Below are 18,953 nucleotides of genomic sequence, written 5' to 3' on the forward strand. Positions count from 1 at the left end.
CGATGCCCGGGAGCGCACCTGTGATCAGTCGCCGACGACGAGCGGCAGTCCCGCGGTGACGCGCACGAGCTCGTCGAAGGTCGTCGGGAACACCGTGTGCGGCGTCCCGCCGGCGGCCCAGACCTGCGGGTAGTCGGCCAGCGCGACGTCCACGACCGTCTCGACGGGCTCCGGGTGGCCGACGGGCGCCACGCCACCGATCGCCTGTCCCGTGGCCGCGCGCACCTGGTCCGGCGTGGCGCGCGCGACGACCGCCTTGCCGAGGGCCGACGCCAGGGCGACGGTGTCCACGCGGTGCCGCCCGCTGGTGAGCACGAGCAACGGCTCACCGTCGGCCCAGAAGATCAGGCTGTTGGCGATCGCACCGACCTCGACGCCGAGCGCTGCGGCGGCCTCCACGGCGGTGCGCGCGGAGTCGGGCAGCTCGCGCACGACCCCGGTGACGCCGGCGTCGGCCAGCGCGGTGGCGACCGCCCGGGAACGGACGGGCAGCTCGGTCATCATCAGATCTCCTTCGGGGGCTGTCGGCGACGCGGCTGGAGGCGGATGTTCGGCAGCTCGGGCGCGGGGATGCGCAGGTCGCCGTGCCTCTGCACCAGACCGAACCGATCGGCACGGTCCGGTGATTCCCAGTCGGCCCGCGCCTGGGCGATGTCGGCGTGGTTGCGGCCGACGAAGTTCCACCACATCACCAGGTCGTGCGCGAAGGGCGCGCCGCCGAGGAGCAGGATCCGGGCACCCGTCTGCGAGCGCAGGTGGACCGACGCACGGCCGTCGCCGAGGTAGAGCAGGCCGCTCGGTGCGTGCGGCGTGCCGGCGACCTCGAGCGATCCGTCCAGGACCAGGACGGCGTGCTCGAAACCCGGAACCAGGGGCACCTCGACCGAGGATCCGGCGTCGAGCGTGACCTCGGTGCCGAGCAGCGGCGTGTGCACGTGCGCGGGAGAGGTGACGCCGTCCATCGACCCGATGAACACCGTCGCGCGCACGCCCGGCGCGTCCCAGACCGGCAGGTCGCTGACCTGCTCGAAGGCGGGCGCACCGGAGGCCATGTCGTCCGGCAGGGCAACCCAGAGCTGCGCGGCGTGCAGCAGAGGCTCGGAGCCGAGGGAGAACTCGCTGTGCGAGATGCCGTGCCCTGCGGTCATGAGGTTCAGCTGGCCGGGCCGGACGACCGCCTCCGAGCCGACGCTGTCGCGGTGCAGGATCTCGCCGGCCACCGGCCAGGTGACCGTCTGCAGGCCGGTGTGCGGGTGCGGGAGCACCCTCATGTCGACGTGCTGCGGTCCGAACTCGTCGAGGAAGCACCAGGCGCCCACCAGAGGCAGACCGCGTTGCGGCAGCGTCCGTCGGACCTGCATCGCGCGCAGCCCGCCGAGCGGCACCTCGCGCGACGGGTGCAGCTCGACCACCGGCCCGTTCGTGGGCACCAGGTCGCACAGCTCGGGCACTGGCCGGACCTCGAGGTTCGTCACGGACTCCACCCTAGAAGTCGGACCTCACACGCGGGGGCCGTCGTGCGTCTGCACACTGTGAGCGTGAAGCAACCCTTCGAGCGGGTCGTGGCCGCGCACGGGGCGACCGTGCTGCGTGTCTGCCGCGCCGTCGTGGGACCCGTCGACGCCGACGACGCCTGGTCGGAGACGTTCCTGTCCGCGCTGCGTGCCTACCCCGAGCTGCCGGCGGACGCGAACGTCGAGGCCTGGCTGGTGACGATCGCGCACCGCAAGGCGATCGACGTGGTCCGTCGCTCCGCCAGGCAGGCCGTCCCGGTCGCGGAGCTGCCCGACCGGCCCGTCGCGCACGGCGGCCGTGACCTCGACCTGTGGTCCGCGGTGGCTGCCCTGCCGGACAAGCAGAGGCGGGTCGTCGCCTACCACCACCTGGGTGGTCTGCCCTACGACGACGTCGCCGCGTTGCTCGGCGGCACGGCCGCAGCCGCCCGACGCGCGGGGGCCGACGGCATCGCGACCCTGCGCAGGACCTACCCGGCTCTCGATGACGGAGGACGACGATGAACGCCGACGAGACCCCGTCCGGACTGCTGACGGCCATCGACCCGGCGGACCTCGCCCGGCTCCGTCGGTCTCTCGCGCAGCGCGCCGGCGACCTGGTCGACGTCGCCTACCGGACGGTCGACAGCCCGGTGGGTCCGCTCCTGCTCGCCCGCACGGATGAGGGGCTGGTCCGGGTCGCGTTCGCGGTCCAGGACCACGACGCCGTGCTGCAGGCCCTCTCGGACGGGATCAGTCCGCGCGTCCTGGAGGCCCCGGAACGCCTCGACGACGTGGCCCGTGAGCTCGACGAGTACTTCGCCGGCCGGCGCACCACGTTCGACGTGCCGCTCGACCTGCGCCTCCTGCACGGCTTCCGACGTGCCGTGGTCGAGCACCTGCCCGACATCGCCTACGGCCGGACCGCGAGCTACGCCGACATGGCCACCCTGGCCGGAAGCCCGCGCGCCGTGCGGGCGGTCGGGACGGCGTGCGCGCTCAACCCGCTGCCGCTCGTGCTGCCGTGCCACCGCGTCGTTCGCTCGGACGGCTCACCGGGCCAGTACGCCGGGGGAGCGGAGGCCAAGCGGGCGCTGCTCGCCCTGGAGACCGTCGGCGCCGCCGCGTAGCGTCGGTGCCATGTGCCGGAACATCACCACGCTCCGAGGCCTCGAGCCACCCGCCACCTCGGAGGAGATCAGCGCCGCCGCGCGCCAGTACGTGCGCAAGGTGACCGGGGTCCAGACGCTCACGGACAACACACGTGACCCGTTCGAGGCAGCCGTCGCCGAGATCACCGCGATCACCGCGCGCCTGCTGGACGAGCTGCCCGAGCGCCGCCAACCACCGACGACGGTCCCGCCGCTGCGCCGCCCGGAGGTCCAGGCGCGCATCGCCGCGAGGGTCGCCGCCCGTGAGGCGCACGAGCTCGCGCACGAGCTGGGGCTGCCGCACGAGCACGACGACGACCTGGCGCACGCGTAGCTAGCGCAGCGGCCATTCGACGAGCCGCGGGATTCCCACAGGTGCGACCGCGGCCAGGGCCAGGAAGCGCGCCTCGGCGCGGTGCAGCCGGATGTGCTCGTCGAGCGACCACGTCGGACCGTTGCTCAGGACCATCCCGCACGCGCAGTCGATCGTCACCCGACCGTCGTCGGTCGTGACCACCTGGCCCACGGTCGTGTGCTCGGTCGCGGCGCGCACCTTGGCGCGCCGCATCTCGGCGCTGACTGCGGTGGGTACGGGTACGGCTGGCTGCTCAGGCACGTGCCCATCGTGCTCCATCTGACACCTACCGCTCGCTGTGGACCTCGTCGATCAGCTGGTCGAGCTCGAAGGACTCGTCCCACTCGCCGCCACCGAGGCTCGGCATCATCGCGCGCAGGCGCGGCTGCCACTGCTCGGACCGCTCCGGGAAGCAGCGCTCGAGCAGCTCGAGCATCGTCGCGACCGCCGTGGACGCGCCCGGCGAGGCGCCCAGCAGACCGGCGATCGAGCCGTCCGCGGACGTCACGAGCTCGGTGCCGAACTCGAGGATGCCGCCGAGCTTCTTGTCCTTCTTGATGACCTGCACCCGCTGGCCTGCGGTGATGAGCTCCCAGTCGCGCGGGTGCGCGCTCGGCATGAACGCGCGCAGCGTGCGCAGGCGGTCGGTGTCGTTCGCGGTGACCTCGCGGACGAGGTACTTCACCAGGTCGAGGTTGCGCAGTCCGACCGCGAGCATCGGGACCAGGTTGCCCGGCCGGATCGAACGCAGGAGGTCGGTCCACGAGCCGTGCTTGAGGAACTTCATGCTCCAGCCGGCGTATGGCCCGAACATGAGGGCGGATCCGCCGTCGACGACCCGGGCGTCCAGGTGCGGCACCGACATCGGGGGAGCGCCGACGTCCGCCTTGCCGTAGACCTTCGCCTGGTGCGCGGCCACGAGCTCGGGGTTGGTGGTGCGCAGGAACTGCCCGCTGATCGGGAACCCGCCGAAGCCCTTGGCCTCCGGGATCCCCGACTTCTGCAGCAGGCCCAGCGCACCGCCGCCGGCGCCGATGAACACGAACCGGGCGCTGACCTTGCGGGCGCGGACGTGGCCGTTCCAACGACGGTCCTTGATGCGCAGCTTCCAGGACCCGTCGCGGGTCTGCTTGAGGTGCGTGACCTCGCTCTCGAGCCGCAGCCGTGCACCTCGGGCGACCGCGTCGGTCACCATCGCGTGGGCGAGGCGCCCGAAGTCGACGTCGGTCCCGGCGGCCGAGCGTGTGGCGGCGACGGGCTGCGACGGGTCGCGGTCGGCCATGAGCAGCGGGGCCCACGCGGCGATGCGCTCGGGGTCCGTGCTGAACTCGATGTCGTCGAAGAGCGGGTGCTTGCGCAGCGTCTCGAAGCGGCGACGCAGGTAGTCGACGTTCGCCTCGCCACGCACGAACGTCATGTGCGGCGTGCTGGACAGGAAGCCCTCGCCGCCCGGGAGACGGTCCTTCGTGGCCAGGTGGTTCCACAGCTCGCGGGAGAGCTCGAACTGCTCGTTGATCGTGACGGCCTTGGAGATGTCGATCGAGCCGTCGGGCCGTTCGGGCGTGTAGTTGAGCTCGCACAGCGCGGCGTGGCCGGTGCCCGCGTTGTTCCACGCGTTCGTGCTCTCCTGCGCCAGGCCGGGCCGGAGCTCGTGGATCTCGACGGTCCAGCTGGGCTCGAGGGTGGTGATCAGAGCCGCCAGGGTGGCGCTCATGATCCCGCCGCCGACCAGTACGACGTCCACTGTCTCTTCGCGTTGCGCCACGTCTTCGATCGTATGTTGACGTCGAGATACCTCCATCCCCGGCGCCTGTGATCTTGGTCGCGGGCCTACGTCACACCTGACCGACCTTGTGCCCGAGCGGTGGTTCGTGCGTGCGCCAGGGCGCGGCGCGGGGTACAACGAAGGCATGAGCCGCGACCGGGACCTGATCTCTGACCCGTCGGCCGAGCACCTGGCCGACCGCCAGCAGTCTCAGGCCGAGCTGGACGCCGCTGACGCCCGCTCGGGCGGCGACCCGGCGCGTGCGCCGCGGTCGCTGCACGCCGTGGAGCTCGTCGCGGACGACGAGGCGATCGCGAGCAGCGACGACTGGGACGACCCCGAGCGTCTCTGACGCTCAGCGCAGGCGGAGCCCGCGCGCCCGGACCTGTCGCGCGAGCGACGGACCATCGGGACCCTGGATGACCGGGATGCCCTCGCTGCGCGCGCGGAGCTCGGCCCGCAACGACTCGTCCGTCACCGCAGGGACGCCGTGCGAGAGCAGGTGCTCCGAGAAGGTCAGCTGCCGGATCAGGATCGCGAGCACGTGCGACGGGTGGCGCTGCGCCGCACCGGCGTAGATCTGCGGGTCACGCTGGCCGTCGTCGCCGACGAGGACCCACTGCACCTGCGGCAGCTCGCGCATGAGCCTGCGCAGCTGCGTGATCTTGTGCTGCGGGCCGCTCCGGAACCAGCCGCTGTTCGTCGGGCCCCAGTCCGTCAGCAGCATCGGGCCGGCCGGGTAGCGGTACCGGCGCAGGAACCGGCCGAGCGTCGGAGCGGCGTTCCACGCGCCCGTGGAGAGGTAGACCACCGGCAGGCGCTCGTCCCCGTCGAGCAGCTCCGAGTAGAGCGAGGACATGCCCGGAACGGCCTCACGGGCGTTCTCGTGCCGCATGAGGACGTTCCACGCGGCGACGAGGGGTCGGGGAAGGCGGGTCACCATGACGGTGTCGTCGATGTCGCTCACTATGCCGAACCGGGCGTCCGGACCGATCACGTGCACGGGCGCGGTCGCGGTCTCGCCGTCCTTCGTCGTGAACCCGATCTCGTGCCAGCCGGGATCCAGGTCGGCCGTGAGTATCACGTCGACGTAGCCGCCGCGGTCCGTCGTGACCCGGTGCACCCGGTCGCCGACCCGCACCTCGATCGTCGCGTCCGACACCTGGGCGGTCGTGAAGCTGCGCCAGCCACGCAGCGCGGTCGCCGGCTGCTCGGCGACCTGCGCCGTCCCGCCGGCGCCCGGCAGGTCCTCGTCCCGGACGAGCGGTGCAGCCAGCAGGGCGCGGGCCATGACCCGCACCCAGCCGGGCGCACCGTAGCTCGCGTACGGCTCGACGCGGACGGTCCAGCCGCGGCGACGCAGCCGACTCGCGACCCGGCGGTCGATCGCGCTCTCGAGACGGGCCGCGACGTGCGGCCGGGCACTGTGGACGTCAGAGGTCACGCGCTGTCCTTGCTCGCGGCCTTCTTCGCGGAACCCTGCTCGGTGTGCGAGGAGCCGGTGCTGAGCGCGCCGCCGACGGACTCCAGGTGCGCACGCACGAACCAGTGGAAGAGCTCGAGCTCGTGCAGGTGCCCGATCAGCAGGTCGTTCGTGACGGCGTCGACCTCCTCGGTGTCCGCGGCCGCCTTGCGGTGGTCCGTGATGACGCCGACGTAGACGACGTCGAGCGCACCGAGGTGCGCGATCGCGCTGTCCCGGCCGATCGAGTAGTCGTCCCAGGTGCGGCTCTTGACCAGTGCGCCGGGCGTACCGACGGGCGCGACGCCGAGGGTCGCGATGCGCTCGGCGATCGCGTCGACCATGAGCCGGACGGCGTCGACCTGCGGGTCGAGCATCTCGTGCACCGCGATGAAGTGCGGGCCGACGACGTTCCAGTGGATGTGCTTGAGCGTGAGGGCGAGATCGTTCAGGGCGTCGAGCCTCTGCTGCAGGACGGCGGCGACGTCGGCTCCCTGCTGGGGGGTGAGCGACGGGACGGTGTACTTGGGCAGTGCCATGACGACTCCTCGGATGTTCGTGGTGTGTCCCGCAACGGTGCCAAAGGTGCCCCCGGCCCGCCATCCGAGCGAGATCAGGCGAACGGGTCACCCCGCTCGGCGTAGCGCGCGACGACCTCGTCCGGGGTCAGCTGCTTCAGGCCCGGTCCGATCTCGTCCCACCACCGTGGTGCGGCCACGTGCGGCACCTCGCGTCCGCGCAGCGAGTACGGCGTGATGGTCGTCTTGGCCGGGTGGTTCTGCGACCAGTCGATGAGCACCTTCCCGCCTCGCAGGTCCTTCTTCATGATCGCGACGACGAGGGAGGAGTTGGCCGCGGCGATCTCGTACGCCATGTCGTGCGCGTACTGACGCACCTCCATCACGGTCTGCTTGCCCGGCAGGGGAGCGTAGAGCTGCATGCCCTTGCTGCCGGACGTCACGGGGACGATGACGTCGAGGCCGTCCTCGCGGAGCCGGTCGGCGACGAGGTGCGCGACCTTCACGCACGCGTCCAGGCCCGCCGGCGGTCCGGGGTCGAGGTCGACGACCAGCCGGTCCGGACGGTGGATCGCGCCCCGTGGGCCGACGCGCCACTGCGGGGTGTGCAGCTCCAGCGAGCCCTGGTTCGCCGCCCAGACGAGCCCGGCGAGGTCGTCGAGGAACGGCAGCTCGAGCACAGCGCCCTCGTCCTGCGCACCCGGCGCGGCGTTGATCTTCTGGCGACGGATCCACTCGGGCGCCCCGCGCGGCGTGTTCTTCTCGAAGAACTTCTCTCCGTCCACGCCGTCGGGCCAGCGGATCCGGGTCACGGGCCGGTCCTTGAGCTGCGCGAGCAACGCGGGAGCGACGCCCACGAAGTAGCTCATGACCTCGGCCTTGGTCATGCCCGTCGAGGGGTACATGACCTTCTCGAGGTGGCTCACGCGGACCGAACGTCCGTCGACGTCCACCATCTGCCGTTCGGGCGTCACGGCTGCTCCCAGGGGTCGGCGTCGGTGTCGGTGCGCACGCCGCGCACCACCGGCTGGCGGAGGCGGCCGGTGGGGTTGCGGGCCAGGTACAGGGTGTCGACGACGACCACGGGGTCGACCCAGTGCGTCCCGCGAGCATCCTCCGGCGGGATCGCCTCGTCGAACGGCGAGTCCGCGCGCGCGTGCTCCTCGAGGAGGGCGCGCATCCGCGAGGCTTTCGCGCCGCTGAGACCGCTGCCCGCGCGACCGAGGAACCGCAGCGCACCGTCGGCGTCGCGCGCGCCGAACAGCACCGCTCCGAGCCGTCCGGACCCGGTGGTCTCGACGCGCCAGCCGCACACCAGAGCGGCCCGTGTCCGCCGGTGCGGCGCCTTGACCCAGTCGCTCGAACGTCGGCCCGGCTGGTACGTGGAGGACCGCCGCTTGGCGACCACGCCCTCGAGACCGAGCTGCAAGGTCGCGCCCCACAGCTCCTGCCCGTCCGGGTACACGGGGGAGAGCTGCACGTTCTCGGGCCAGGAGAGCGTCTCGAGGAGCGCGCGCCGCTCGTCGTAGCTCTTCCAGGTCACGTCGGCACCCTCGAGCCGCAGCACGTCGAACACCATGAACGTCACAGGCTGTCGTGCAGCGAGAGCCGCGGCCCGGTGGACGTCGCGGACGTGCATCCGCTCCGCGAGCGCGGTGAACGACGGGATGCCGCCGGAGAGCAGGACGATCTCACCGTCGAGGATCGCGTCGTCTGCCCCGACCATCCCGGCGAGCTCGGGGTACGCGAGGGTGATCTCCCGCTCCTTGCGGCTCCACAGCCGAAGGGCGCCCGACGTCGTGTCGGCGAGCGCCCGGACGCCGTCCCACTTGACCTCGTACGACCACTCGGACCCGCGTGGAAGCTCGGTCGGACCGGTCGCGGGGGTGGCGAGCATGGGCTCCACGGGTCCATCCTGCCGGTAGAAGGTCGCGCGGGTCGCGGCCTGCTGCCGACATGCGTGCGACCGACCCCGCCGGGCGCACCCTCCACCGACGGAAGGCATCGACCATGCGAGCGATCTGGAAGGGCTCGGTCGCCTTCGGGCTGGTCAACGTCCCGGTACGGCTCTACTCGGCCACGGGCGAGCACGAGGTGACGCTGCACCAGGTGCACCGCGAGGACGGCGGACGCATCCGCTACCGGAAGTTCTGCAGCATCGACGGCGAGCCGGTCGAGATGTCGGACATCGCGAAGGGCTACGAGACCGAAGACGGCGAGCTCGTGGTCCTCACCGACGAGGACTTCCGCTCGCTGCCGCTGTCGACCGAGCGCGAGATCGAGGTGCTCGAGTTCGTCCCGGTGGACCAGGTCGACCCGATCCTGCTGCAGAAGACGTACTACCTCGAGCCCGAGAAGGCCGCGGCCAAGCCGTACGCCCTGCTCCGCGGGGCGCTCGAGCAGGCCGACCGTGTCGCGGTCGTGAAGGTGGCGCTCCGGCAGCGCGAGTCGATGGCCATCCTGCGCGTGCGCGACAAGGTCATCGTCATGCAGACCCTGCTGTGGCCCGACGAGATCCGCGCGGTCGACTTCCCGGTGCTCGACGACGAGGTCACGGTCCGCCCGCAGGAGCTCGCGATGGCGTCGTCCCTCGTCGACTCGCTCGCGGCCGACTTCGACCCGTCGCAGTACGAGGACCGGTACGCCGGAGCGCTCGAGGCGATGATCCAGGCCAAGGTGTCGTCCGGTGACACGACGGCCGTTCCCGTGCCGCCTGGCGAGGAGACGTCCGGCGACGGCGGGGGCGACGTGGTCGACCTGCTCGCGGCCCTGCAGCGTAGCGTCGAGAAGGCGCGCAGCGCGCGTGGCGACGAGCCGGCCAAGGACGCCGAGACCAAGGGTGAGTCCAAGAAGCGCAAGTCCAAGGCGTCGTGACCCGGGCGGACCCCTCGTCCGAGCGTCAGGCGGACGCGGTCGCGGCGTTGCGTCGGATCGCGTTCCTGCTCGAGCGCGCGCAGGCGAGCGCGTACCGCAGCGAGGCGTTCCGCAAGGCGGCCGTCAGCATCGAGCGCCAGGACGCGGCGCGGCTCGCGGTCCTCGAGACGACCGGTGCGCTCGCGACGCTGCCGTCGGTCGGCGCGCGTACGGCCGACGTCGTCGCCCACGTCCTGCGTGGCAAGCCCGTGGAGTACCTCGACTCGCTCGAGCAGGAGTACGCCGACGAGGCGTCGCCCGATCCGCGAGCGGCCGCTCTGCGGGCGGCGCTCCGGGGTGACCTGCACGCGCACACCGAGGCGAGCGACGGGTCGACACCGATCCAGGAGATGGTGCTCGCCGCGATGGAGCTGGGGCACGACTACCTGGCGATCACGGACCACTCGCCGCGTCTCACGGTCGCGAACGGGCTCTCGGCGGCACGGCTGCGCGCGCAGCTCGACCAGGTCGCGGCGCTCAACGGCGTCGTGGGGCCGTTCCGGGTGCTGACCGGCATCGAGGTCGACATCCTCGACGACGGCGGCCTCGACCAGGACCCCGAGCTGCTCGACGCGCTCGACGTCGTCGTCGCGTCGGTGCACTCCAAGCTCCGGATGGATCGAGGACCGATGACCGACCGCATGCTCGCGGCCGTGCGCAACCCCCGCACGGACGTCCTCGGCCACTGCACAGGTCGTCAGATCAAGGGCAAGAGCCGCCCGCAGAGCGAGTTCGACGCACGGCGCGTGTTCGACGCGTGCGCCGAGCACGGGGTCGCGGTCGAGATCAACTGCCGGCCCGACCGGCTCGACCCCCCGCACGAGCTGCTCGACGTGGCGATCGAGGCGGGATGCCTGTTCTCGATCGACACGGACGCGCACGCGCCGGGCCAGCTGGACTGGCTGTCGGCAGGGTGCGCACGCGCCGCACAGCACGACCTCGACGCTGCTCGAGTGATCACCACCTGGCCCCTCGACGACCTTCTGGCGCGCGCGCACAGGTGACACGACACGCCCCATCTCGGTCATCTGGCCCCGCACGGGTTAGTGTCAGCCGGTCGTCCCCGGGTTCGCGGCTGTCTCCGCGTGCCCGGGCACACCTCGGCCCGCACCTGGGCCCGCATGTCCCGAGTGAACAAGGAGCACATCTAGTGAGCGTGAACCGCACCGAGCTCGTCCAGGCCCTCGCCGCCAAGGCGGGCCTCACCAACACGGACGCCGACAAGGCCCTCAAGGCCTTCCAGGAGGTCGTGGTCGAGAACCTTGCCAAGGGCGAGGCCGTCACGATCCCCGGTTTCCTGGCAGTCGCCCGCGCCGAGCGTGGTGCCCGTACCGGTATCAACCCCCAGACCGGCGAGAAGCTCGAGATCCCCGCGGGCTTCCGCGTCAAGCTCACCGCAGGCAGCGCCCTCAAGCGCGCCGTGCAGGGCTGACACAGCACCGCTGCTCGACAGCCAGGGCCTCCGATCCCACGGGATCGGAGGCCCTGGCTCGTTCCCGGTCACAGTCTCGTATGATGATGGGAACGACTCTCAGGAAGGTGTCGTCGTGATGGTGGTCGTCCCACGGCAGACCCGGCAGCGCGCCGAGATCCTCGACCTGCTCGAGGACATCGACGAGTTCCGCAGCGCGCAGCAGCTCCACGAGATGCTCCGCTCCCGGGGCTCCAGCGTGGGGCTCGCGACCGTCTACCGCGCGGTGCAGAGCCTCTCCGAGCACGGCGACGTCGACGTGCTGCGGACGGAGGAGGGGGAGTCCGTCTACCGCCTGTGCGAGCAGCGCAGCCACCACCACCACCTGGTGTGCCGTTCGTGCGGGCGCACCGTCGAGATCGAGGCCGGCCAGGCCGAGGCCTGGGCTGCTCAGGTCGGTGCGGCGAACGGGTTCGACGACGTCGAGCACACCATCGAGCTCGTCGGCACGTGCGCCGACTGCAGGGCGGTCACGTCGTCGTGACGGCTATCGGTCGGCTCGGCGTGCGATGACCTGGGGCAGCAGCCACCAGAACACGAAGAGCACGACGAGCGACAGCGCACCGATGAGCTGACCGGCGGACCGGTCCAGGACGACGTCGAACAGCAGCATGGCGACCCCGGCCGTGACGAGCGCGAGGACGAGCAGGCCCGCGCGGGCGAACCAGCTGCCTGCGCCGACCAGCTCCGGCTTCAGGCGCCGACGAAACAGCATCCGGTGCAGCGAGACGGGAGCGACGACGAGCGCCGTCGCCAGGACCGCGAGCGCGACCAGGACCAGATAGAGGTTGCGCTGGTACTCGTCGAGCGAGTCGAACCTCTGCTGGAACGGGATCGTCAGCAGGAAGCCCGTCAGGATCTGGGTGCCGGTCTGCGTGACCCGGAGCTCCTGCAACAGCTCGTCCCAGTTGCGGTCGGCCCGCTCGTTGACGGACTCGTCCCGACCGTCCGACGGGTCCGTGTCACCGTTCTGCATCGACACCACCTCCTGAGTTGCCAGGATCATGCCGCAGGCTCGACCCCAGGGCACACTGGAGCCCGTGACCCGACTGCACGACGCCGACCGCCGCGACTTCGCCTCCGACAACTACGCAGGAACCCACCCCGAGATCCTTGCCGCGATCACCGAGGCGAACGGGGGACACCAGACCGCTTATGGCGAGGACGTGTACACGGTCCACCTCCAGGAGGTCGTGCAGAGGCACTTCGGACCGACTGCGAGTGCCGTACCCGTGTTCAACGGAACCGGCGCGAACGTCCTGTCGCTCCAGTCGATGCTTCCGCGCTGGGGAGCTGTGATCTGTGCGGACACGGCGCACATCCACACCGACGAGAACGGCGCTCCGGAGCGGATGGGTGCGCTCAAGCTCCTGACCGTCCCGACGCCCGACGGCAAGCTCACGCCCGAGCTCGTCGCCACGCAGGCCTGGGGGTTCGGTGACGAGCACCGCGCCCAGCCCGGCGTGGTGTCGATCACGCAGAGCACCGAGCTCGGCACGCTCTACACGCCCGACGAGATCCGCGCGCTGGCCGACCAGGCGCACGAGCTGGGCCTGCGGCTGCACCTGGACGGCGCCCGGATCTCCAACGCGGCCGCCGCGCTGGGCCTTCCGCTTCGAGCTTTCACCACTGACGTGGGCGTCGACGTCGTGTCGTTCGGCGGGACCAAGAACGGCCTCCTGTTCGGTGAGGCGGTCGTGGTGCTCGACCCCGAGGCGGACGGCGGGCTCGTCTACCTGCGCAAGATGGACATGCAGCTGGCCTCGAAGATGCGGTTCGTGTCGGCACAGCTCATCGCGTTGTACGAGGGTGACCTCTGGCTCCGTTCCGCGGCGCACGCGAACGCCATGGCAGCGCGGCTCCGCGCCGGCATCGAGCACCTGCCGGGCGTGCACGTGACCCGCCCGACCCAGGCGAACGGCGTCTTCGTCGTCTTCCCGGCCGGCGTCGCGGACGTCCTGCGCCGTCGCTGGCGCTTCTACGACTGGGACGTGGCCACGGGCGAGGTGCGGCTCATGTGCTCGTTCGACACCACCGAGGCTGACGTGGACGAGCTGGTCGCCGCCGTGGTGGACGCCGTCGCCTGAGCACGGGAAAGCCCCGCCTCTCCGTGGAGAGACGGGGCTTTCGACTGCTCGGTCAGGCGCGGCCGCGGGCCGGGCCGTGCGCCGGGCGCGAGGCACCCTGGCCCGGGCGGGGGCCCGTGTCCTGACGGATCCGCAGCGGACGGCCGGCGACGCGCGTACGCGCCAGGCGGTCGATGACCTCGGGGGTCAGGCCGGCCGGGATGTCGACCAGCGCGAAGCTGCCGAAGATGTCGATCTTGCCGACGTCCTTGCCCGTCAGGCCGCCCTCACCGGTGAGCGCGCCCACCAGGGCACCCGGCTGCAGGCCGTCACGGTGACCGACCGCCACGCGCCAGCGCGGGGACCCGCCGGCGATGTGCGTGCTGGTGTTGCGGCGCTCGCGCTCCGGGTGGTCGTAGCTACGGCCGCTCGCACGCTCGTTGTCGCGGTCGCGACCGTTGCCACCGGTCAGGTGCGCGCGCGACAGGGCGTCGTCCAAGTCGTCGCCGGACGCGGCCACGGGGCCCTCGTCGCCGACCGCGAGGGCGGTCAGTACGGCGAGCAGGTCGACCGGGTCGACGTCCGGGTTCTGCGCCAGGTGGACCGCGATGGCCTCGCGGTACAGGTCCAGGCGGCCGATCTCCTTGCGCTCGGCCGTGCGCGCCAGCAGGCCACCGACCTTGTGCGCCGACACCTCGAGAGGCGTGGGGATCTCGACCTGGATCAGCGACTGGCGCGTGGTCCGCTCGATCTGGCGCAGGCGCGACTGCTCGGCCGGCGTGACGAACGACAGCGCCTCGCCCTCACGGCCGGCGCGGCCGGTGCGGCCGATGCGGTGCACGTACGTCTCGGGCTCGCGCGGCACGTCGAAGTTCACGACGAGGCCGATGCGGTCGACGTCGAGGCCGCGGGCCGCGACGTCCGTGGCGACGAGCACGTCGAGCGCGCCCGTGCGCAGGCGGTCGACGATCTTCTCGCGCTCGGTCTGGGCGACGTCGCCGGAGATGTACGCGGCGGAGATGCCGCGCTCGACCAGCGCGCTGCCGACCTCCTCGGCCGCACCACGGGTGCGGACGAACACGATCGCGGCCTCGGCCTCGGACACGGCGAGCACGCGGGCGAGCGCGCCGGTCTTGTGCCGGTGGGGGACGACGGCGTAGGTCTGGCGGACGCTGGTCACCGTGGACGCCTGGCGCGAGACCGTGATCTCGACCGGACGGTTGAGGTGCTGCTCGGCGACCCGGCGGATGGGCGGCGGCATCGTCGCGGAGAACAGCGCGACCTGGCGCTCACGCGGTGCGGCGGACAGGACGCGGTCGACGTCCTCGGCGAAGCCCATGCGGAGCATCTCGTCGGCCTCGTCGAGCACGAGGAAGCGGACGTCGTCCATCTTCAGGGTGCGACGGTCGAGGTGGTCGAGCACACGGCCGGGGGTACCGACGACCACCTGAGCACCGCGGGCCAGCGCGCGCTGCTGCGGCAGGAACGGCGAGCCGCCGTAGACCGCGAGCACGTTCAGGCCGGGCAGGTGCGTGGCGAACGACTGGATCGCGTCGGCGACCTGCATGGCGAGCTCACGCGTCGGGGTCAGGACGACCGCCTGCACGGCGTGGACGTCGAGGTCGATCGAGGCGAGAAGGGGCAGGCCGAAAGCGGCCGTCTTGCCGGTACCGGTCTGGGCGACGCCGACGATGTCGCGTCCGCTCAGCAGCGCGGGGACGGCCTGCGCCTGGATGGCGGACGGAGTGGTGAAGCCGAGGTCGGCGATCGCAGCCTCGAGCGCCGGGGGAAGGCCCAGCTCGTCGAAGGTGCCGTTCTCGGGCATGGAAGAGGGCGCAACAGAACTCATGGAAATGGGGAACCGATCATCGCGGGGCGGAGCCCTGAACCGTGCACCAGGTCGGCGAACAGCGGGTCGCAGCCCCGGACCACCCAGTGGCGACCGCATCTCGCGGTGCCTAGACCTCACAACAAGAGGCGGGCCCCGACCGCCTGCGCGGTGGTGGCGACGCCTCGAAGGGGGACGCGACGAACTCCAGATTCGACGTCAGTCTACCCGGGCGCAGAGTCCCCTGTCCGAAACCCGACGCGTGACGTCAGGCACAGGTCACCGCAGACCGAGACGAGGCCCCTCGATCGCCGGGCACGCGTTCATCACGACGTCGAGACCGGCCTCCTGAGCGCGGGCCGCCGCCTCCTCGTCGATCACGTCCAGCTGGAGCCAGACCGCCCCGGCGCCGATCTCGATCGCCTGGTCGACGACCTCGCCGACGAGGCTGCTGTTCACGAAGATGTCGACGACGTCGACCGGACCCTCGACCTCGGCGAGAGAGCTCACCCCGGCGGCTCCGTGGACCGTCTCGGCGTTCGGGTGCACAGGGACGATCTCCTTGCCGATCCCACCGAGGTACGCGGAGACGCCGTAGGCCGCCCGTGCGCGGTTCGACGACAGCCCGACGACGGCCCACCGGCCGGGAGTGGTCAGGAGCCGACGAATGACCTCAGGATCGTTGCTGTGCGCCATGTCGCCAGCGTCGCACCTCGGGGGCGCGTCCGCCGCGCGCCACGGTCGGGAGCGCGCGCGTCGCCCGCATAGGATCGACGCCGCGCACAGTCCGCGCGGGATCAGGGGAGGCAGCTGCAGGCGATGGCCGACGACAACACGGTCTCCTCACGCGTGCTGACGATCCCCAACGCGATCAGCTTCGTGCGCCTCCTGCTCGTGCCCGTGTTCGCCGTGCTCCTCGCAACGGGCTCCGACGGCTGGGCGATCTTCGTCCTCGCGGTCTCCGGCGCCTCCGACTGGCTCGACGGCGTGCTCGCGCGCCGCCTGGGGCAGGTCTCGAAGCTCGGGCAGCTGCTCGACCCGGCGGCTGACCGCCTCTTCATCATCGTCACGCTCGTGGCCCTGGCATGGCGTGACGTCGTGCCGTGGTGGCTGCTCGTCGTCCTCGTGCTGCGCGACGTGGTGCTCGGCGTCATGCTCCTGGTGCTCGGCCGGGCGGGCTATGCGCCGCTGCCGGTGCACCTGGCCGGCAAGGCGGGCACCTTCGCCCTGCTCTACGCGTTCCCGCTCCTGCTGCTCGCCGAGTGGGACTCGTGGGTCGGTGTGGTCGCCGGCGTCGTGGGTTGGGCGTTCGCGCTCTGGGGAGTCGCCCTCTACTGGTTCGCAGGCGCGCTGTACCTGGCGCAGGCAGCGAGGCTGCTCCGCGCTCCGGCGGAGCCCGCGTGACGTCGCGCCACGGCACGGACGGACAGCCCGCAGCCTCGACGCGACGGTCGCCGGACGCGTCGATGACGCTCCTGACGGAGTTCTACCGACGTCCCCTCGACCCGGGCTACGCCGAGGCGGCGGCACGCAAGGCGGCGGACGGGACCGCTCACGGTCGGTCGGTCCGCTCGGTCACGACGCTCGTCGTCGTCGCGGTCCTGCTCGGCCTCGGCACCACGGCGGCGACCATGGCCCTGCGGCAGCCGGCCGGCTCGGTGCAGCAGGCCCGGGAGCTCCTCGAAGGGCAGATCGAGGAGCGCACCGAGAATGCGGACGCGCTCCAGGCGCAGATCGACGACCTCGCCGCCCAGGTGAGCGATCTGCAGGCGGAGGTTCTCGGGGACGACGACCTCACGCTGCGCGAGGGGGCCCAGGCCATGGCCGTCCAGTCGGGCGTCGTTCCCGTCGCGGGACGTGGCCTGCGCATCGAGCTGTCCGACGCCCCGACGGACGACCAGGAGACCCAGGACCCCAAGGAGCGCGTGCTCGACATCGACATCCAGCTCGTGGTCAACGGCCTGTGGGCGTCGGGCGCCGAGGCGATCGCGGTCAACGGTCAGCGGCTCAACGCGATGACGGCCATCCGCTCGGCCGGTGACGCCGTGATGGTGGACCTGGTGTCGCTGAGCAGCCCGTACACGATCGACGCCGTCGGGGACCCCGTCGCGATGCAGCCCGCGCTCGCGAGGACCAGCGCCGGACAGCGCATGTCGATGCTGCGGACGACCTTCGGGATCGGCGTGGAGATGTCGTCGCAGTCCCGGCTCGAGCTGCCGGGCACGGGCCCGGTGACCTTGCACGACGCGACCGTCCTCGGTGCCTCCGAGCCCACGGACGCCGCACCGTCGCCGAAGGCGGAGAGCTCCGCCGACGTGACCGGCGCGGAACGTGCGTCGGACATGTCGGGTGTGGCATGGTCGGCACGTCTTTCGGGGAGGGAGGGCGAATGATCGCCGTCATCGGCCTGCTCATCGGGATCATCGGTGGGCTCCTGCTCCAGCCGACCGTGCCCACGGAGCTGCAGCCGTACCTGCCGATCGCCGTGGTCGCCGCGCTCGACGCCCTGTTCGGTGGCCTGCGCGCGATGCTGGACGGCATCTTCGACGACCGCGTGTTCCTGATCTCGTTCCTGTCGAACGTCGTGGTCGCTGCCCTGATCGTGTTCCTGGGCGACCAGCTCGGTGTGGGCGCGCAGCTGTCGACCGCTGTCGTCGTCGTGCTGGGCATCCGCATCTTCTCCAACGCGGCGTCGATCCGCCGGCACCTGTTCAAGGCATGACGATGGACTCCCCGCGCGACGAGCCGGACGTCCCGGAGTCCGACGCGTCCGTGCCCGCCGAGCCGAGCCGGCCCAGTCCGCTCGAGGTGTGGGACGCGCTGAACGAGCCGCGTCCGGACCTGGCCGGCCCGGTCGTGAACGACGACGAGTCGCCGCTCGCGGCCGCCGCAGCCGCCGAGCTCGCACGCGACGAGGCCATCGAGCAGGCCCGGGCCGATGCGATCGACGAGCGCGTCGACGACGAGCCCCCGTGGTCTTCCGACGAGCCCGTCGAGACGGGCGAGCAGGAGGTCGCTGCACAGCAGGCGGAGGTCCCGCAGACGCGGGACGTCCTCGGGGACGAGGGACTGTCGGCGGGCGACTCGGTCTCGTCGGAGCCGGGGCAAACGCCGCCGCCGACCGAACCGGAGGCCGACGGCGCCTGGTCGGTCCTCGGGCGTGCGCTCAAGCCGAGGATGACACGCGCCCAGGTGCTCGCCGGTGTGCTGTGCGCCCTGCTCGGTTTCGCGCTCGTCGTCCAGGTGCGCCAGGCCAGCGGCGCCGACCTCAACTCGATGCGGCAGCAGGACCTGGTCCGGATCCTGGACGAGGTCACCAACCGCAGCGACGCCCTCGCGAGCGAGTCCGCCGACCTCACGCGGGAACGCGACGAGCTGCTGTCCGGTTCCGACCGTCGGCAGGCAGCCCTCGACGCCCTGCGCCGCAGCGCCGAGACCCAGGGGATCCTCACCGGTCGGCTGCCCGCCGAGGGGCCCGGAGTCGTGGTCACGCTCACGGAGCCGGACGGCGAGATCAAGTCCGTCACGATGCTGAACATGCTCGAGGAGCTGCGCAACGCGGGCGCCGAGGCGATCGAGCTCAACGGCCAGCGGATCACCGCCAGCAGCGCCTTCACGGGCACGGGCGGCGCGATCGTGCTGGACGGTGTGGACCTGTCGTCTCCGTACGTGTGGACCGTGATCGGAGACCCCGACACGATCGACCCGGCCCTGCGCATCCCCGGCGGTGCGATGGCCCAGGTGCGCACGGACGGCGGCGAGGGCGACGTCGACCAGCGTGACGACGTCCAGATCACGGCGCTGCGGGTGATTCCGGATCCGGTCTACGCGACGCCGATCCCTCCGACGGGCGATTGATCCCGTTCTTTCGGGCGCGTGTCCAGCTTTGGACGGTGCGAGCGTGCTGCGCGGTGCGCCCTGGTCCGCATAG

24 protein-coding genes are annotated in these 18,953 nt (G+C 71.8%); 13 read left to right on the plus strand and 11 right to left on the minus strand.

The genetic code is table 11. From position 1 onward, the window contains the following. Nucleotides 1-24: 24 nt before the first annotated feature. Nucleotides 25-501, minus strand: coding sequence for a YbaK/EbsC family protein (locus AC1DPN_RS10380; protein ID WP_477085189.1), 477 nt, complete (start codon nt 499-501; stop codon nt 25-27). 2 nt (nt 502-503) lie between these two features. After that, nucleotides 504-1,475, minus strand: a complete 972-nt coding sequence (locus AC1DPN_RS10385; RefSeq protein WP_477084673.1) for a pirin family protein — start codon at nt 1,473-1,475, stop codon at nt 504-506. Nucleotides 1,476-1,538: 63 nt separating this feature from the next. Here AC1DPN_RS10385 and AC1DPN_RS10390 point away from each other — a divergent pair, with 63 nt between their 5' ends. From AC1DPN_RS10390 to AC1DPN_RS10400, 3 genes are read left to right on the plus strand one after another with little or no spacing between them, the layout of a single operon-like run. Continuing rightward, nucleotides 1,539-2,018 carry an RNA polymerase sigma factor gene (locus tag AC1DPN_RS10390; protein WP_477084674.1) on the plus strand — a complete coding sequence of 160 codons (480 nt, stop codon included), beginning with the start codon at nt 1,539-1,541 and terminating at the stop codon, nt 2,016-2,018. Further along, nucleotides 2,015-2,623, plus strand: coding sequence for a methylated-DNA--[protein]-cysteine S-methyltransferase (locus AC1DPN_RS10395; protein ID WP_477084675.1), 609 nt, complete (start codon nt 2,015-2,017; stop codon nt 2,621-2,623). Before AC1DPN_RS10390 ends, AC1DPN_RS10395 begins: the two co-directional genes overlap by 4 nt. Nucleotides 2,624-2,633: 10 nt before the next feature. After that, the gene (locus tag AC1DPN_RS10400) at nt 2,634-2,978 is read left to right on the plus strand and encodes a DUF2277 domain-containing protein (protein ID WP_477084676.1); all 345 of its coding nucleotides are present in this window, start codon (nt 2,634-2,636) and stop codon (nt 2,976-2,978) included. On the opposite strand, the gene AC1DPN_RS10405 is transcribed toward AC1DPN_RS10400, so the two are convergent. Together AC1DPN_RS10405 and mqo are read right to left on the minus strand one after the other, a co-directional pair. Next, the gene (locus AC1DPN_RS10405) at nt 2,979-3,260 is read right to left on the minus strand and encodes a hypothetical protein (protein ID WP_477084677.1); all 282 of its coding nucleotides are present in this window, start codon (nt 3,258-3,260) and stop codon (nt 2,979-2,981) included. It lies immediately after the preceding gene. Nucleotides 3,261-3,285: 25 nt separating this feature from the next. Further along, complete coding sequence (gene mqo / locus AC1DPN_RS10410) at nt 3,286-4,800, minus strand: malate dehydrogenase (quinone) (protein WP_477084678.1); 1,515 nt, start codon at nt 4,798-4,800, stop codon at nt 3,286-3,288. 109 nt (nt 4,801-4,909) lie between these two features. Between mqo and AC1DPN_RS10415 the strand changes: the two genes are divergently transcribed. Further along, the gene (locus AC1DPN_RS10415; protein WP_477084679.1) at nt 4,910-5,116 is read left to right on the plus strand and encodes a hypothetical protein; all 207 of its coding nucleotides are present in this window, start codon (nt 4,910-4,912) and stop codon (nt 5,114-5,116) included. A 3-nt stretch (nt 5,117-5,119) separates the two neighbouring features. On the opposite strand, the gene AC1DPN_RS10420 is transcribed toward AC1DPN_RS10415, so the two are convergent. The 4 genes from AC1DPN_RS10420 to ligD (AC1DPN_RS10435) form a co-directional block, all read right to left on the minus strand. Beyond that, nucleotides 5,120-6,208 (minus strand): App1 family protein, encoded by a 1,089-nt coding sequence (locus AC1DPN_RS10420; RefSeq protein ID WP_477084680.1) that lies wholly within the window; start codon nt 6,206-6,208, stop codon nt 5,120-5,122. Further along, entirely contained in the window at nt 6,205-6,765 is a 561-nt protein-coding gene (locus tag AC1DPN_RS10425) for a Dps family protein (RefSeq protein ID WP_477084681.1), read from the minus strand. Before AC1DPN_RS10425 ends, AC1DPN_RS10420 begins: the two co-directional genes overlap by 4 nt. A 74-nt stretch (nt 6,766-6,839) precedes the next feature. Further along, on the minus strand, nt 6,840-7,718 hold the full coding sequence (gene ligD / locus AC1DPN_RS10430) for a non-homologous end-joining DNA ligase (RefSeq protein ID WP_477084682.1): 879 nt from the start codon (nt 7,716-7,718) through the stop codon (nt 6,840-6,842). Further along, on the minus strand, nt 7,715-8,641 hold the full coding sequence (ligD, locus tag AC1DPN_RS10435) for a non-homologous end-joining DNA ligase (RefSeq protein ID WP_477085190.1): 927 nt from the start codon (nt 8,639-8,641) through the stop codon (nt 7,715-7,717). The genes ligD (AC1DPN_RS10430) and ligD (AC1DPN_RS10435) overlap by 4 nt, the downstream gene beginning before the upstream one ends. Nucleotides 8,642-8,754: 113 nt before the next feature. Between ligD (AC1DPN_RS10435) and ku the strand changes: the two genes are divergently transcribed. From ku to AC1DPN_RS10455, 4 genes are all read left to right on the plus strand, one after another. Further along, nucleotides 8,755-9,618: a non-homologous end joining protein Ku gene (gene ku, locus AC1DPN_RS10440; protein WP_477084683.1), complete on the plus strand. Its 864-nt coding sequence runs from the start codon at nt 8,755-8,757 to the stop codon at nt 9,616-9,618. Continuing rightward, nucleotides 9,615-10,661, plus strand: a complete 1,047-nt coding sequence (locus AC1DPN_RS10445; protein WP_477084684.1) for a PHP domain-containing protein — start codon at nt 9,615-9,617, stop codon at nt 10,659-10,661. The genes ku and AC1DPN_RS10445 overlap by 4 nt, the downstream gene beginning before the upstream one ends. 146 nt (nt 10,662-10,807) lie before the next feature. Further along, the gene (locus tag AC1DPN_RS10450; RefSeq protein ID WP_426595776.1) at nt 10,808-11,089 is read left to right on the plus strand and encodes an HU family DNA-binding protein; all 282 of its coding nucleotides are present in this window, start codon (nt 10,808-10,810) and stop codon (nt 11,087-11,089) included. Nucleotides 11,090-11,207: 118 nt separating this feature from the next. Beyond that, on the plus strand, nt 11,208-11,612 hold the full coding sequence (locus AC1DPN_RS10455; protein WP_477085191.1) for a Fur family transcriptional regulator: 405 nt from the start codon (nt 11,208-11,210) through the stop codon (nt 11,610-11,612). A gap of 3 nt (nt 11,613-11,615) precedes the next feature. Here AC1DPN_RS10455 and AC1DPN_RS10460 read toward each other — a convergent pair whose 3' ends face one another. Continuing rightward, nucleotides 11,616-12,134, minus strand: a complete 519-nt coding sequence (locus tag AC1DPN_RS10460; protein ID WP_477084685.1) for a DUF6328 family protein — start codon at nt 12,132-12,134, stop codon at nt 11,616-11,618. Here AC1DPN_RS10460 and AC1DPN_RS10465 point away from each other — a divergent pair. Continuing rightward, nucleotides 12,133-13,215 carry a threonine aldolase family protein gene (locus AC1DPN_RS10465; RefSeq protein ID WP_477084686.1) on the plus strand — a complete coding sequence of 361 codons (1,083 nt, stop codon included), beginning with the start codon at nt 12,133-12,135 and terminating at the stop codon, nt 13,213-13,215. The two genes, AC1DPN_RS10460 and AC1DPN_RS10465, sit on opposite strands and share 2 nt — an antisense overlap. Nucleotides 13,216-13,267: 52 nt before the next feature. Here AC1DPN_RS10465 and AC1DPN_RS10470 read toward each other — a convergent pair whose 3' ends face one another. Beyond that, nucleotides 13,268-15,019 carry a DEAD/DEAH box helicase gene (locus AC1DPN_RS10470; RefSeq protein ID WP_477084687.1) on the minus strand — a complete coding sequence of 584 codons (1,752 nt, stop codon included), beginning with the start codon at nt 15,017-15,019 and terminating at the stop codon, nt 13,268-13,270. Between the two features lie 282 nt (nt 15,020-15,301). Then, nucleotides 15,302-15,718, minus strand: a complete 417-nt coding sequence (locus tag AC1DPN_RS10475) for a CoA-binding protein (protein WP_477084688.1) — start codon at nt 15,716-15,718, stop codon at nt 15,302-15,304. A 123-nt stretch (nt 15,719-15,841) separates the two neighbouring features. On the opposite strand from AC1DPN_RS10475, the gene clsA reads away from it, so the two are divergent. The 4 genes from clsA to AC1DPN_RS10495 are packed head-to-tail and all read left to right on the plus strand — an operon-like array spanning nt 15,842 to nt 18,880. Then, nucleotides 15,842-16,426 carry a cardiolipin synthase ClsA gene (clsA, locus tag AC1DPN_RS10480; protein WP_477084689.1) on the plus strand — a complete coding sequence of 195 codons (585 nt, stop codon included), beginning with the start codon at nt 15,842-15,844 and terminating at the stop codon, nt 16,424-16,426. Next, entirely contained in the window at nt 16,423-17,415 is a 993-nt protein-coding gene (locus tag AC1DPN_RS10485) for a DUF881 domain-containing protein (RefSeq protein ID WP_477084690.1), read from the plus strand. The genes clsA and AC1DPN_RS10485 overlap by 4 nt, the downstream gene beginning before the upstream one ends. Beyond that, entirely contained in the window at nt 17,412-17,744 is a 333-nt protein-coding gene (locus AC1DPN_RS10490; RefSeq protein ID WP_477084691.1) for a small basic family protein, read from the plus strand. The genes AC1DPN_RS10485 and AC1DPN_RS10490 overlap by 4 nt, the downstream gene beginning before the upstream one ends. Then, nucleotides 17,741-18,880, plus strand: a complete 1,140-nt coding sequence (locus AC1DPN_RS10495) for a DUF881 domain-containing protein (RefSeq protein ID WP_477084692.1) — start codon at nt 17,741-17,743, stop codon at nt 18,878-18,880. The genes AC1DPN_RS10490 and AC1DPN_RS10495 overlap by 4 nt, the downstream gene beginning before the upstream one ends. The last annotated feature ends 73 nt before the right edge of the window (nt 18,881-18,953 follow it).

This window comes from Cellulomonas sp. P4_H4, assembly GCF_056400865.1.

Bases quoted from the DNA above. Each gene is read 5' to 3' on its own strand.
- AC1DPN_RS10400 (WP_477084676.1), top strand. From the start codon at position 2,634: ATGTGCCGGAACATCACCACGCTCCGAGGCCTCGAGCCACCCGCCACC.
- AC1DPN_RS10490 (WP_477084691.1), top strand. From the start codon at position 17,412: ATGATCGCCGTCATCGGCCTGCTCATCGGGATCATCGGTGGGCTCCTG.
- ku (WP_477084683.1), top strand. From the start codon at position 8,755: ATGCGAGCGATCTGGAAGGGCTCGGTCGCCTTCGGGCTGGTCAACGTC.
- mqo (WP_477084678.1), bottom strand. From the start codon at position 4,800: ATGGAGGTATCTCGACGTCAACATACGATCGAAGACGTGGCGCAACGC.
- AC1DPN_RS10380 (WP_477085189.1), bottom strand. From the start codon at position 501: ATGACCGAGCTGCCCGTCCGTTCCCGGGCGGTCGCCACCGCGCTGGCC.
- AC1DPN_RS10495 (WP_477084692.1), top strand. From the start codon at position 17,741: ATGACGATGGACTCCCCGCGCGACGAGCCGGACGTCCCGGAGTCCGAC.
- AC1DPN_RS10465 (WP_477084686.1), top strand. From the start codon at position 12,133: ATGCCGCAGGCTCGACCCCAGGGCACACTGGAGCCCGTGACCCGACTG.
- AC1DPN_RS10475 (WP_477084688.1), bottom strand. From the start codon at position 15,718: ATGGCGCACAGCAACGATCCTGAGGTCATTCGTCGGCTCCTGACCACT.
- AC1DPN_RS10395 (WP_477084675.1), top strand. From the start codon at position 2,015: ATGAACGCCGACGAGACCCCGTCCGGACTGCTGACGGCCATCGACCCG.
- AC1DPN_RS10470 (WP_477084687.1), bottom strand. From the start codon at position 15,019: ATGCCCGAGAACGGCACCTTCGACGAGCTGGGCCTTCCCCCGGCGCTC.
- AC1DPN_RS10425 (WP_477084681.1), bottom strand. From the start codon at position 6,765: ATGGCACTGCCCAAGTACACCGTCCCGTCGCTCACCCCCCAGCAGGGA.
- AC1DPN_RS10455 (WP_477085191.1), top strand. From the start codon at position 11,208: ATGGTGGTCGTCCCACGGCAGACCCGGCAGCGCGCCGAGATCCTCGAC.
- ligD (WP_477085190.1), bottom strand. From the start codon at position 8,641: ATGCTCGCCACCCCCGCGACCGGTCCGACCGAGCTTCCACGCGGGTCC.
- AC1DPN_RS10415 (WP_477084679.1), top strand. From the start codon at position 4,910: ATGAGCCGCGACCGGGACCTGATCTCTGACCCGTCGGCCGAGCACCTG.
- AC1DPN_RS10460 (WP_477084685.1), bottom strand. From the start codon at position 12,134: ATGATCCTGGCAACTCAGGAGGTGGTGTCGATGCAGAACGGTGACACG.
- clsA (WP_477084689.1), top strand. From the start codon at position 15,842: ATGGCCGACGACAACACGGTCTCCTCACGCGTGCTGACGATCCCCAAC.